The 12,913-nt window shown below is 30.9% G+C and carries 10 protein-coding genes, 1 tRNA gene, 2 pseudogenes and 1 other annotated feature; of the genes and pseudogenes, 2 read left to right on the forward strand and 11 right to left on the reverse strand.

The window, feature by feature from the left end:
• Positions 1-28: 28 nt before the first annotated feature.
• On the reverse strand, positions 29-904 hold the full coding sequence (locus EQM05_RS01360; protein WP_128748225.1) for a DUF2225 domain-containing protein: 876 nt from the start codon (positions 902-904) through the stop codon (positions 29-31).
• A gap of 183 nt (positions 905-1,087) precedes the next feature.
• On the opposite strand from EQM05_RS01360, the gene EQM05_RS01365 reads away from it, so the two are divergent.
• The gene (locus EQM05_RS01365) at positions 1,088-1,876 is read left to right on the forward strand and encodes a GTP pyrophosphokinase family protein (RefSeq protein ID WP_128748227.1); all 789 of its coding nucleotides are present in this window, start codon (positions 1,088-1,090) and stop codon (positions 1,874-1,876) included.
• Positions 1,877-1,900: 24 nt separating this feature from the next.
• On the opposite strand, the gene leuS is transcribed toward EQM05_RS01365, so the two are convergent.
• The 10 genes and pseudogenes from leuS to EQM05_RS01420 all read right to left on the reverse strand — a co-directional run bounded on the left by leuS (position 1,901) and on the right by EQM05_RS01420 (position 11,010).
• Positions 1,901-4,330 (reverse strand): leucine--tRNA ligase, encoded by a 2,430-nt coding sequence (gene leuS, locus EQM05_RS01370; RefSeq protein WP_128748229.1) that lies wholly within the window; start codon positions 4,328-4,330, stop codon positions 1,901-1,903.
• 54 nt (positions 4,331-4,384) lie between these two features.
• Positions 4,385-4,586: a binding site (T-box leader), on the reverse strand.
• A gap of 61 nt (positions 4,587-4,647) precedes the next feature.
• Entirely contained in the window at positions 4,648-5,061 is a 414-nt protein-coding gene (locus tag EQM05_RS01375; RefSeq protein WP_128748231.1) for a rhodanese-like domain-containing protein, read from the reverse strand.
• 133 nt (positions 5,062-5,194) lie between these two features.
• Positions 5,195-5,269: transfer RNA gene (locus EQM05_RS01380), tRNA-Gln, on the reverse strand.
• A 42-nt stretch (positions 5,270-5,311) separates the two neighbouring features.
• Complete coding sequence (locus EQM05_RS01385; protein WP_128748233.1) at positions 5,312-5,821, reverse strand: hypothetical protein; 510 nt, start codon at positions 5,819-5,821, stop codon at positions 5,312-5,314.
• Positions 5,822-5,958: 137 nt separating this feature from the next.
• Positions 5,959-6,558 (reverse strand): DnaJ domain-containing protein, encoded by a 600-nt coding sequence (locus EQM05_RS01390; RefSeq protein ID WP_128748235.1) that lies wholly within the window; start codon positions 6,556-6,558, stop codon positions 5,959-5,961.
• Between the two features lie 6 nt (positions 6,559-6,564).
• On the reverse strand, positions 6,565-7,416 hold the full coding sequence (locus EQM05_RS01395) for a DUF5685 family protein (protein WP_128748237.1): 852 nt from the start codon (positions 7,414-7,416) through the stop codon (positions 6,565-6,567).
• Between the two features lie 3 nt (positions 7,417-7,419).
• Positions 7,420-7,958 (reverse strand): annotated as a pseudogene (locus EQM05_RS01400) (CYTH domain-containing protein).
• An 863-nt stretch (positions 7,959-8,821) separates the two neighbouring features.
• A pseudogene (gene fba / locus EQM05_RS01410) lies at positions 8,822-9,743 on the reverse strand (class II fructose-1,6-bisphosphate aldolase).
• Positions 9,744-9,934: 191 nt separating this feature from the next.
• Positions 9,935-10,333 (reverse strand): DUF4363 family protein, encoded by a 399-nt coding sequence (locus tag EQM05_RS01415; RefSeq protein ID WP_128748241.1) that lies wholly within the window; start codon positions 10,331-10,333, stop codon positions 9,935-9,937.
• The gene (locus tag EQM05_RS01420) at positions 10,330-11,010 is read right to left on the reverse strand and encodes a DUF421 domain-containing protein (RefSeq protein WP_128748243.1); all 681 of its coding nucleotides are present in this window, start codon (positions 11,008-11,010) and stop codon (positions 10,330-10,332) included. Before EQM05_RS01420 ends, EQM05_RS01415 begins: the two co-directional genes overlap by 4 nt.
• Before the next feature lie 124 nt (positions 11,011-11,134).
• Between EQM05_RS01420 and EQM05_RS01425 the strand changes: the two genes are divergently transcribed.
• Positions 11,135-12,793 carry a nucleoside kinase gene (locus EQM05_RS01425; RefSeq protein WP_128748245.1) on the forward strand — a complete coding sequence of 553 codons (1,659 nt, stop codon included), beginning with the start codon at positions 11,135-11,137 and terminating at the stop codon, positions 12,791-12,793.
• Positions 12,794-12,913 lie beyond the last annotated feature (120 nt).

A 12,913-nucleotide genomic window follows, 5' to 3' on the forward strand; every position in this document is an offset into this window, starting at 1 on the left:
ATTCCTAGCATAATTTGCTAGGGATTTTTTACTTTTTAAATAATTTTGAAAACAGACCTTTTTTCGTATTATTATGTAATTGGTTTTCTTCTTCTTCCTTTTCTTTTTGCGCCTTTTCTTCTTCTTTTTCATCATATCTTATTAAATCTTTTTGATCCCGGCACATTTCCTTAATTTTTTGTTTTGCAGCTGCTGATGTTATTACTTTGCTGAACCATGAAAGAGCCTCATCACTTTTACCAATTCTTCTGTTTAATTCACCTATTAAGTACATAACTGTATATTTATCCATACCATAAATAGGCATGTCCTCATTAAAGTAAGCATCATCAAAGCCTTCCTTAGCCTTTGTTAAAAAGAGTTTTTCATTATCGGCATCTTTTTTTATTCTGTACATCCATGCAATTTTTAAACATGTCATTGCTTTCATGCTGGATTTTGAATTAATTGCCCAATAATTAAGTAATGCTAATTTATATCTTTCAATGGCTATATCTACGTCATAGGTTTCAGGATAATCCTTGGAAACCCACCTTGAAGAAATTTTTTCTTTAACCTGATCGATTTGATGATACTTAATTTTTTCAAAATCAGATTTTAAGGCTGAATATCCACATTCATTACAAACCCACACATCATAAAAATATGGGTTCACCAGATTGTATGATACATAAAAATCACTATACTTTTTACCAATTCTATAAGCGGAGCTCTTTAAAGCTTTTACCTTAAATTTGCTGCCGCACACAGGACATTCTACTTCTCTATTAAAAAGATAATCTTCTTCTGTTTTTTCTTTTTCTTCCTTTTTCTTTGGATCTTCCTGCTTTTTATTGTATAAATCAAGACCTTCAGCGTCTTCAAACCCTAAATCCTCCAGACCGGAAAAAATATCCTTGTTCATGTACAATCACCTACTATATCATATTATTATCTCTTATAAATTTATTATAGCAAAAAAAATGTGAAAATGTATTATTTATTTGTAGATATATATTATAATATAATCATAATATATATTCAAATAAACCAAAAAACACGACTTTAAATATATTTAAAATTAACGTTTAGTAAGGGATGAATAATAATGGCAATTAAAGAATGGAAAACTTTTTTAATTCCCTACGCACAGGCAACAGAGGAATTAAAGGTTAAGTTCAGAAGCATAAGAACAGAATATAGAAGAAAAAACGAATATTCACCTATTGAATTTGTAACAGGAAGAGTCAAAGAAATTTCAAGTATGCTGGAGAAAGCAAATAAATTTAATATTCCTTTGGATAGAATTGAATATGAAATGGAGGACATATCCGGCATAAGAATAATGTGCCAGTTTGTAGATGATATTCAGAAAGTTGTGGAACTGGTAAGAAATAGAAAAGACATGCAGATAATTTATGAAAAGGACTATATAACCAATTATAAACAAAGCGGTTACAGAAGCTATCACATTATAATAAGATATCCTATAAATATGGCGGAAGGACAGAAAAATATTTTAGCGGAATTGCAAATAAGAACACTAGCCATGAACTTTTGGGCCACTATAGAGCATTCATTAAATTATAAATACAAACAGCAAATACCGGAAAATATAAAATACAAGCTTAAGACTGCTGCTGATGCTGCTTTTCAGCTGGATAACCTAATGACGGAAATAAAAGATGAAATTAAAGATGCACAGAAGCTGTTTGAGGTTAAGTCAAGCATAATATCTGATATTATGAATAATATATTGTTTTTAGCATCTTTAGGGAAAATACAAGAGTCAAACAGATATCAGACACAGCTTAATAAACTCATAGAGCAGGGGGAAGTATCTGAGTTAAATAATCTAAAAGAAGCTGCTAAAAAAACTTTGGATTTACATAAATAGGGATTAGGGGAAAACCCCTGATCCTTATTTAATTACTATATTTACAAGCCTTCCCTTAATAACTATAACTTTTACTATATTCTTATTACCTATAAAAGTTTTAACATCCTGATTTTCAAGTGCTGCTTTTTTAATATCCTCTTCTGATAAATCAGAAGGTATATTTATTCTTGCTTTAATTTTACCATTAACCTGCACAGCAATTTCTACCTCATCTTTTACAAGTGCCTTTTTATCATATTCAGGCCAGGATTCATTAAACACTGAATAAGGCATTCCCACGGACTGCCATTGTTCTTCAGCAAAATGAGGGGCAAATGGTGCAATTAATCTAATGAAATCTAAAATAGTTTCTCGTACAAGTGCAGTATTTTTTACTGGTTCATTTTCATATTTTGAAAGAGCATTAGTAAGTTCCATCATTCTTGCAATACAAGTATTGAACTGCATTTTTTCAGCATCTTCTGTAATAGACTTTATAGTATAGTTCCTTACAAAGTTTAAGTCCTTTTCTGCACTGCCAAAGGAATCCTTTGTGCTGGATGAATCAAAATTCTTTAAGCTGTCAAGCACTCTTTCTATTCTATCAATGAATTTTGATATTGATTTTATTCCATCGTCGCTCCAGGCACCGCCCATGGAATAATCGAAACCAAACATAAGATACATCCTGAAAACATCAGCACCATATTCATTTATATATTCATCTGGTGATATTGTATTCCCTTTTGATTTACTCATTTTCTGACCATCAGGACCAAGTATTAATCCCTGGTGCCTTAATGATAAGAATGGTTCATCAAAATTCAGATATCCCATATCTCTTAAAGCTTTTGTAATAAATCTGGCGTAAAGTAAATGCATACATGCATGCTCAGGGCCTCCCACATATTTATCAACAGGAAGCATTTTATTAATAATTTCAGGGTCAAAGGCTTTGGCGCTGTTTTTATTATCAGGATATCTTAAATAATACCAGGATGAACATACAAAAGTATCCAGGGTATCTGCTTCTCTGCGGGCAGGTCCTCCGCATTTAGGACAGGTGGTGTTCATAAATTCTTCACTTTTTGCCAGTGGTGATTTGCCATCAGGTGCAAATTCAACGTTATATGGCAGCTTAACAGGAAGCTGATCCTCTGGTACAGGAACTATGCCGCAATGATCACAGTAAACCACAGGTATTGGTGCGCCCCAATATCTTTGCCTTGATACAAGCCAGTCCCTAAGTCTGTAATTTATTTTTTTAGCACCAAGTCCTAAGGATTCCAGTTTATTTATAATGGCATTTTTTGCAGCTTCACCGGATAAACCGTTATAATCAGAACTATTTGTCATAGGACCATATTCAGTGAATGGAAGTTCTCCGCCTTCTATAACTCTTATTATCGGTAAGTTATACTTTTTTGCAAAAGCAAAATCCCTTTCATCATGTGCAGGCACAGCCATTACAGCTCCGGTACCATAGGTGCTTAATACATAATCACCAATCCAGATTGGAACTTTAGCTCCATTAATAGGATTTATGGCATAGCTTCCAGTGAATACACCTGTCTTTTCTTTTGAAATAGACTGCCTTTCTATATCAGATTGTTTTTTAGTGCTTTCTTTATATTCCTTTACTGCATCCTTATACTCATCAGTAGTAATTTTATCAACAAGTGGACTTTCAGGAGCCAGAACCACATAAGTAACACCAAAAAGTGTATCAGCTCTTGTTGTGAACACCTGAAATTCCAGGTCAGAACCAACTACTTTAAATGTAACTTCTGCACCTGTAGATTTTCCTATCCAATGTCTCTGCATAGCCTTTGTCTTTTCAGGCCAGTCTAATTCATCTAATTTTTGAAGAAGTTCTTCAGCATAATCTGTAATCTTTAGAAACCATTGAGTTAAATCTCTTTTGGTAACTTCAGTACCGCATCTTTCACAGCAATTATCAACTACTTGTTCATTAGCTAAAACTGTATTGCAGCTAGGGCACCAATTTACAGGGGCCTTTTTTCTATAAGCCAATCCTTTTTCATAAAGTTTAAGAAAAACCCATTGAGTCCATTTATAGTATTCAGGCTTGCATGTAATAACTTCGTTGTCCCAATTAAACATAGCCCCCATAGCTTTTAACTGTTTTTCCATAGTTTCAATATTTTTTAAGGTTGAATCCTTTGGATGAACCCCGGTTTTTATAGCATAGTTTTCTGCAGGTAATCCAAATGCATCAAATCCCATTGGCTGAAAAACATTATATCCCTGCATTCTTTTAAATCTAGCCCAGGAATCCACAGGCCCATAATTAAACCAGTGACCTGCATGAAGTTTACTTCCTGATGGGTAGGAAAACATCTCCAGAACATATAATTTTTTATCCATTTTATTTTTATCAAATTTGTATAAATCAGTTTCTTCCCATCTTTTCTGCCACTTTTTATCTATGGCAGTTCCATACTTGCTCATTATATCTCTCCTCATTATTTTATTTTTTGTAAAATAAAAAGCCTCCATCTCTGTATAAGAGACGAAGACTACATTCCGCGGTACCACTCTAATTAAACCATAAAAGGTTTCACTTATAGACTTTATCGGATCAACCCGTATCTGTTTCAGCAGATAAGCTCACAGGCAAGTTCATAAATTTCAGGCACTGTTTTGCACCATACAACAGTTCTCTAAAGGATGAATAAATACTACTACTCCTGATCAAAGCACAACAATATTATATTTAATCAAATTTTATTTTTATTTTATATTAATGTTGAATTATTGTCAAGAAGTTAATCTTTTTCAATGTCATATGTCCACTGATCTATACCACCAAGTGAATACACATTATTATATCCAAGCTGTTCCAATATTTCAGCAGCGTTTTCAGATCTTATTCCCCTTTGGCAGTAAACTATTATCTTTGTGGATTTATTTATATTTTTATGTATAACCTCATCCTTTAATATCTGAAGGGGGATATTTATACTTTTAGGTATATGACCCTGTTTATACTCACTGGGAGTTCTTACATCTATAATCAAAGCTTCTGAAGAAGGCGTATTTATCATATCCTTTACTTCAATGGCAGTAATTTTTTTATAGGCTTTAACACTTTCGTAGGGGAAAAATAAAGTAACAACTATTAATGAAACAGCAATTAAATAAAAGTAAAGTTTAAAATTATTAGAATTCTTGGAAAACATATATTGCACCTCACTATAATTAAAGACTAAGTTACATTTATTACAAAATTTAACTTAGTCTTATTATGTGCTTAGCTGAAAAAAATATCCAAAAATCTAAAAAATAAAAAGCTCTTGAAATTCAAGAGCTTTTTGGCTGCCCATGCTGGACTCGAACCAACAAATGCCTGTTCCAGAGACAGGTGCCTTACCATTTGGCTAATGGGCATTAACATTACTACGACATTAACTATTATATCAAAGATAATAATTATGTCAAGATTTTTTTGTATTTAGATAAATATGTTATAAAAATAGTTAAAGCATAATCATATACCCAGAAACCAACTTCACATAAAATAATGAGAATATAAATGGGATATTTTAATTTTATGCTGCCAATAAAAAATGATTTAATGAGTAAACCACCAATAAAAAGTGATAAATTAAAAAAAAGAAATTTTATAATTATTTCAAAGGGAAGTTTTCTAATTCTTTCAATATAGTATTTACATATCCCATATACTCCGAAAAATAGTACATAAGCTAAAACTGCAATGTTTAATCCACATATGAAAAGAGACAATAAAGCTGTAGCTGCGTAAACCATAATTGAAGTAAGAATGTTAGACGATACTACTGCAATTGGAATTAAAGCAGAAGCAATAATCAAAATAAAAGTTTTATTAATGGGAAAAACATTACCCAAATATACGCATATAACGCCAATAGCAGTAAGAATACCTCCTTTGGCAATATTTGAAGAATTATTTTTAGCCACTAACTTTCACCCCCAATTTCTACAGTTAAAAGTTTAGAGTTTCGAGTTAACAATTAATGTAAGTTTTGCTTTGGCAAAACAAATTAATAAAAATTTACTTATAACTTATAACTTATAACTCATAACTCTTAACTGAATCAGCATCCCGACATTCCATTGCAAAAGCAGTCAATGCAATACAGGGTTGCACATATATTGCAGATAGAATTATCCCTTTGTGTATTAAAAGGCTGCCTATAGGACTGATTTGCATACTGAATCTTGGAAAATGCCTCTCTATATTCCATATTAGAAGGATCCAGATTGCAGGCCGTGCTGATATTACTATAGGCTGCATCATACCATCCCTTCTGCATGTTTACTATACCCATTAAATAGTGCCATTGAGCATCTCGTGAATTAATACCATTCAATTTACGCTCAGCTGATGAAAAGTTTCTACTGTTTATATCCATACGAATGGATTGATAGATTGAATAATTGTCTGTGGAATTATCTGCTGAAGAATAATTATCATAACTTGATGAAGAATTTCTATTTGAATTATCATTAGAATTTTTCATAAGATAATCATAGGCCTCATTTATTTCTATCATCTTCTCTTCTGCAAGATCCTTTAAGGGATTGTCACCATATTGATCTGGATGATATTTTTTTGCCAGCTCCCTGTAAGCTTTTTTAATTTCTTCTTTTGAAGCGTTCTCTTTAATTTCTAAAATTTCGTAGGGATTTCTCATGGGTTTTCACTCCTTGTTTTTTACTTTATCCATTTTTTCAATTAACCCTAAATTTAAAATATTATATAAGAGTTCCTTGTTCTTTTTCAAAGGAATTTTTGTCAGCTGATCAGCGCACTGCCTGCCGCAATTTGTTAATATAAAATCAATTCTTTTATCAATAGATTTTTTAAAAACCTCAAAAGGGCTGTGGTTTACGTTGTAGCATGAATTAATGGCATTAAACCTATGGTTTTCCATATCCTTTTTTAAATCATCATATGCATCTATGATATAAATCCATTTTCCTAAGTTATATCCAAGTGTGTATAAATTTTCATTGAAGCCTTCCAAATAGGATGATAGTATTATACCAGTAATATGAGCAAAATTATGTGAAAGTTCATCTAAACTTTTTTCTGATGAATTTGATTCTGACAGATATAATTTATCAAGATTATCCTTAATCTTAGTATTTATAAGATTATACTTATCCGGGAACTTATAAAATAATTTGTGAAGGACCTTACTGGATAATCTGCTTTTTATGCTATTCTCATCATAAACATCATCTAGTAGTTTATAATAGGATAGACAGACATTACAAAATGCAGCATAATTCAAGGCATCTGAATTAATAACAACAATTTTTTTCTTAAAAGGATGTATAAAACATTTATGACTTTTATACTCTATTTCTTTATCCTCTAAAGCATCAAGCAAAATAGCTAAAAATGTCATGTCATAATTTAAAGTAAGCCTGGGCAGGTTGCCGTAGTTTTCCTTGATACTTAAGCAGAGTCCGCAGTAATATGCTTTAAATTTTTCAAAATCCTTAATTTTAAGTTCCATTTTATAAGGAAAAACATATCCAAACATAATTTATAATCCTTTATTTTTCAGTATATCATAAATACTTAATGAAGTAGTATCTTTCATAGCATATCCCAAAAGTTCAACTGTTTTTTTAAGTTCTTCTTCAGTTGGAGATTCTATTTCAATGTATGGAAATGGGCAGAAAGATTTTTCATTAATATCTATTTCAATTAAAGTATTTTCATATTTGTAGCTTTCTCTGTATTTAGGTATGGTTTGAACAAGCTCTAAACCCAAAGCCTGAAATATTTTTTCCCCCTCATCAGCATTTTTTATTTCTGTTTCATTTTCAGACATAATTTTAAATTCAGTGTTACTTAAAAGTTTTTTTGTGGTGATGTAATTTACTGTACTGTTTGTTTCTTAGTAAATCTTTCACAATCCTTATTCTGGCATAACCATGGTTATTAATAAGTCTTCTATCTGGAAATCAAATATCTTTTTATCTGGTTTTCACTTTTTACAACTTTTGCATGTAACCTCCTCTAGTTTTTTCTTAATTCAGAGATGTTTATATTAAGTATCTTAACTTCAATTTCCTTCAAATTTATGCCTCCTATAGAAACACTTGTTATATAATTTGCTTGACACAATAATGTTTTACTAAAAAGTATATATTATAAAAAATATAAACATTGGATTATTTCATGAAATTATATCATAAAATATATATAAAAGCTTTTTAATATGGGTGATGAATGGATAATTTTTATGAACAATTAGTGACTACTTCGAAACAATAAAGTATAAGACTGCAGTATTGCTTCTATAGTATTGTGCATTATGGGAATACTTTCAGAGTAGTTGGACAATTAATACCAGGTCTTATTATTTTAGCTTTGGCGGCTTTATTATATTATAAAAAAAATATTTTATGTTGAATATGAATATACCTTTACTAATGGAGATGTAGACATTGATAAAATACTAGAAAAAAAGAAAAGGTCAAAGATAATAATTTCAGCATAAAAGACTGCGAATTATTGGCTCCAAGAAATAGTGATTACATTAAAGATTTTTCAAATAAGCCGCAAAAAATGTTAAACCTATATCCTGAAACTTATAAAGGAACAATCTATACAGCTATGATTACAGGAGGCGCAAATAGACTTCAACTAAACTTTGCTCCTGACAATGAATTTTTACAACTCAGTTTCAAATATAATCCGAGAGGAACTAAAATCAGTTGAAAGTTGAAAGTTAAAAGTTAAGAGTCAGTTAGGAACTAAAAACTAAGAAGTAAGAAGTAAGAAGTAGAAGTAAGAAGTAAAGTAAAGATATTTTTCGCGGAGCTGAAAAATTAAATTTAAAGTTTTGCCATTGGCAAAACTACATTAACTTAAAACTTAAAACTTAAAACTTTTAACTGAAATAAAGGGCTGCTCCAAATTTGAAGCAGCCCTTTTATTTATAAAGTATTAGCACTACCTAAAACTTCATCAATTTTCTTTTCAACTAATTTTTGAATGTTATTTCTTGCAGCTCCTAAGTATTTTCTTGGATCAAATTCCTTTGGATTTTCAGCAAATACTTCTCTGATAGAAGCTGTCATAGCTAATCTTATGTCTGTATCATATTGATTTTGCAAACAGCCATTGAAGAAGCCTTTCTAAGCATATCTGCTGGGACTCCTTTAGCGCCTGCAATGTTTCCGCCATATTTATTACATGTTTCAACTGAAGCTTTATCAACTGATGAAGCACCATGAAGAACAATAGGGAATCCTGGTAATTTCTTTTGAACTTCTTCTAATATATCAAATCTTAATTTTGCTTCTCCAGCGAACTTGTATGCACCATGGCTTGTTCCTATAGCTATAGCCAATGAATCAACACCAGTTCTATTTACAAAGTCAACTGCCTGATCTGGGTCTGTGTATATATGAACATCACTCTTTACGTCGTCTTCTACTCCGGCAAGTACTCCAAGCTCTGCTTCAACTACTACGCCGTGGGCATGAGCATATTCAACTACTTCCTTTGTTTTAGCAACATTTTCTTCATATTCATAATGTGATCCATCAAACATAACAGATGTAAATCCTGTTTCGATGGCTAATTTAACTGTTTCAAAATCTGGGCCGTGATCTAAATGAAGAGCTAAATCTATATTAGTATCAGCAATTGCAGCATCAACCATTGCTTTTAAATATTTGGACCTGCATATTTAAGAGCTCCTGATGATACCTGTAAAATAACAGGGGATTTTTTTGCCTTGCAGGCATTTACTACACCTTGAATTATCTCCATATTATTAATGTTGAAAGCACCAATTGCATAATGTCCTTCATAAGCCTTTTTAAACATTTCTTTAGTAGTTACTAATGCCATATTAATTCCACCTTCCAAATTAAAATTTTAATCATTAAAAAATATAACTCATATATATACTTTAAGATCCATATATATGATGCGTCTATGGTCTTATGATGTCCCAGCGGGACACTAATGATTACATTATTATTATAATCCATAACCTTTTTATTTTCCATAGTTTCATTATAAAATATTTATTTCTATTATCAATTAAAAGTTTCTATATAAAGTATATTTTGAAGATTTATTTTTTCACTGTCTTTAATATGCATTATGAGAAGTTTGATAGTATGAACAGAAGCCATGGATTCATCCTTGTTTTTACATTTTACAAATTGGATCATTCTGTAAGCTTCACTATTGATTGGATCCAGCTCAGAATGATGAACAATAACAGACATAGTTTTATAAGTATCCTGCCATTCATTTAAAAATTCATATGATGCAGTGTAGGCATCATCCCAGGCTTCACTACTGATATAGTCTTCAAGATTTTTACTTGCTACTTCAAATTTTTCACAGGTTTTGTTCAGGTATTTTAGAGAAAACACAATAGAAATTATTAATGCGAAAAAAATGATAAATGAAGAATATATATTTTTCATGGAGTATCCTTCCTTTCCTGAAAGTAAAATTCACCCTTTGAATCAATCATTGCAATAAAGACGTCTTTTGTATTTGAGATATTATACTTGTTTAGTTTTTCATTCAGCCAATTTATATTCTTTTTTAATAATTTTAAATTGTCATAGTTCACTTTACCGTCCAGAATTAAAGTAACAGGCATGGTATCCTGAGTAGTTTGTATTTTCATATCCTGTTTTGTAACATTTGAAAGTTCAGTTTTAGGAATTATGGACAGCTGTCCGCTGGTTTCTAAAATGGCATACTGAATATCAGAAATATTATAATATCCTTGAAGCCTCACTTCTTCTATTAAATCATTAAGGTTATATTTATTGACTTTTAACTGCTTAATATCAATTTTACCGTTATTAATAATAATACTTGGCTCGCCGCTGAATAATTTTCTGGCAAATTCACTTTTCAATTCCAATATGGATAAAGTAATTTCTAAAATAAGTAATGTTACAATGGGGATAACGCCGTTTAATAATGGTATTTTAGTATCCTGCATAGGTAATGATGCCAATTCAGAAATCATGATGGCTATAGCTAGTTCAAAGGGCTGAAGCTGACCTATTTGTTTTTTCCCCATTAACCTCATTGTTATTACAACCAGAATATATAAAATTGCAGTTCTTATGAGAATAATAAACATTAGTAATAACACCTCCATAGTTCTATTCTGCTGAAAAAAAGCAAAATTATAAGTGAAAAGGTAACAATTTTATATTTAATAAAGTATAATAATAGTACATCGAAAAAATGGGAGATGAGTTTTGGTGGAGAAATTAAAAATAACTTTTAGTGATGGTACTAATGAACTTTGTGATTATGGGGAAATAATCGGCCATATTTTTGAGGAAAAATATAAAGATACAGCTCAAAAACCAGTATTAGCTAAAGTTAATAATAAATATTATGAACTTACTTCACCGCTAAATGAAGAGGGAGAAATTAAGCCTGTATTTATTAATGAAAATATGGGAATGAAATGCTATATAAGAACATTGCAGTTTATATTAATTAAAGCTGTATCAGATTTATATAAAAATAGTAAAATTACAATTGAACATTCCATAAGTAAGGGGATATTCGGCGAAATTCACAAGGAAACGCCTCTTACTGAAGAGGATATAAGCAAAATAAAGAAGAAAATGACGGAAATAATAGATAAAGATTTTTTAATTAATAAAATAACTTTGAAAAAAGATGAAGCTATTAAGATTTTTATAGATTACAATATGCCTGATAAAGTAAAACTATTAAGACAGCTGGACTCTGAATATTTAAAATTATATGAACTGGATGGAAGATATGATTATTTCTATGGATCTATGGCATATTCCACTGGAGTAATTTATAAGTTTGATTTAATTTATTATAATCCAGGTTTTATATTAAGGTATCCAAGTCAGGAAAATCCATTGGAAATACCGCCATTCAAAGAATATGCAAAGCTTGCCAAGATATTTTATGAAACAGAAAAATGGGGAGAAATATTAGGGGTTGGAGATGTAGGATCTCTTAATAATAAAGCTGCTGATGGTGACATAGTGGATATTATAAGAGTATCAGAAGCATTGCATGAAAAGAAAATAGCATATATAGCAGATACTGTGGCGGAAAGAGAAAAGGTAAAAATAATACTTATTGCAGGCCCCTCCTCATCAGGTAAAACAACATTTGCAAGAAGGCTGGCCATTCAGCTCAGGGTAAATGGATTAATGCCAATACCAATTTCTCTGGATGATTATTTTGTTGACAGGCAGCATACTCCAAAGGATGAAAAGGGTGAGTATGATTTTGAATCAATAAAAGCTTTAGACTTAAAATTATTTAATGAAAATCTGCAGTCACTGCTTCAGGGTAAGGAAACCCATATTCCAAGCTATAATTTTAAAACAGGAAGCAGGGAATGGAGCGGAAATAAGATAAAGCTTCCCAGAAATGGGGTACTAATAATTGAAGGAATTCACGGACTAAATGATATGCTCACCAATTCCATACCAAAGGAAAATAAGTTTAAAATATATATTAGTGCTCTCACTCAGCTAAACCTGGACAGCCATAACAGAATATCTACTACAGATGTAAGGATAATCAGAAGAATAGTAAGAGATTATTTGTCCAGGGGATATGCTGCAGAAGATACATTAAAAATGTGGCCCTCTATAAAAAAAGGGGAAGAAAATAATATTTTTGTATATCAGGAAAATGCTGATGTTATGTTCAATTCCACTTTGGTATATGAGTTATGTATTTTAAAAAAGCACGCTTTAAAAGAACTTGAGAAAATTAATGCTAACAGTTCTGTGTACTATGAGGCATTAAGGCTAAGCAGTTTTCTGCATTTCTTTAAAGATGTTGATGAAAGTCTTGTTCCAGAGAACTCTATATTAAGAGAATTTATTGGTGGAAGCTGTTTTTACAAGTATTAATTTTTTAAAAAAGTGTATAAAAAGTAGAGTCATTGAACTAAATTTATTGTATAATAAATTTAGTTCATTTTAATTTTAAAATGAAAGAATTTATGCAATTGTTGAAAGGCTGGTGTATTC

Origin of the sequence: Clostridium sp. JN-9 (genome assembly GCF_004103695.1) — a bacterium.
GTDB lineage: Bacteria > Bacillota > Clostridia > Clostridiales > Clostridiaceae > JN-9.

Coding starts and splice junctions, on each gene's coding strand:
- EQM05_RS01375 (WP_128748231.1), bottom strand. CDS start 5,061: ATGTTTTCCAAGAATTCTAATAATTTTAAACTTTACTTTTATTTAATT.
- leuS (WP_128748229.1), bottom strand. CDS start 4,330: ATGAGCAAGTATGGAACTGCCATAGATAAAAAGTGGCAGAAAAGATGG.
- EQM05_RS01360 (WP_128748225.1), bottom strand. CDS start 904: ATGAACAAGGATATTTTTTCCGGTCTGGAGGATTTAGGGTTTGAAGAC.
- EQM05_RS01395 (WP_128748237.1), bottom strand. CDS start 7,416: ATGTTTGGATATGTTTTTCCTTATAAAATGGAACTTAAAATTAAGGAT.
- EQM05_RS01415 (WP_128748241.1), bottom strand. CDS start 10,333: ATGAAAAATATATATTCTTCATTTATCATTTTTTTCGCATTAATAATT.
- EQM05_RS01365 (WP_128748227.1), top strand. CDS start 1,088: ATGGCAATTAAAGAATGGAAAACTTTTTTAATTCCCTACGCACAGGCA.
- EQM05_RS01420 (WP_128748243.1), bottom strand. CDS start 11,010: ATGTTTATTATTCTCATAAGAACTGCAATTTTATATATTCTGGTTGTA.
- EQM05_RS01390 (WP_128748235.1), bottom strand. CDS start 6,558: ATGAGAAATCCCTACGAAATTTTAGAAATTAAAGAGAACGCTTCAAAA.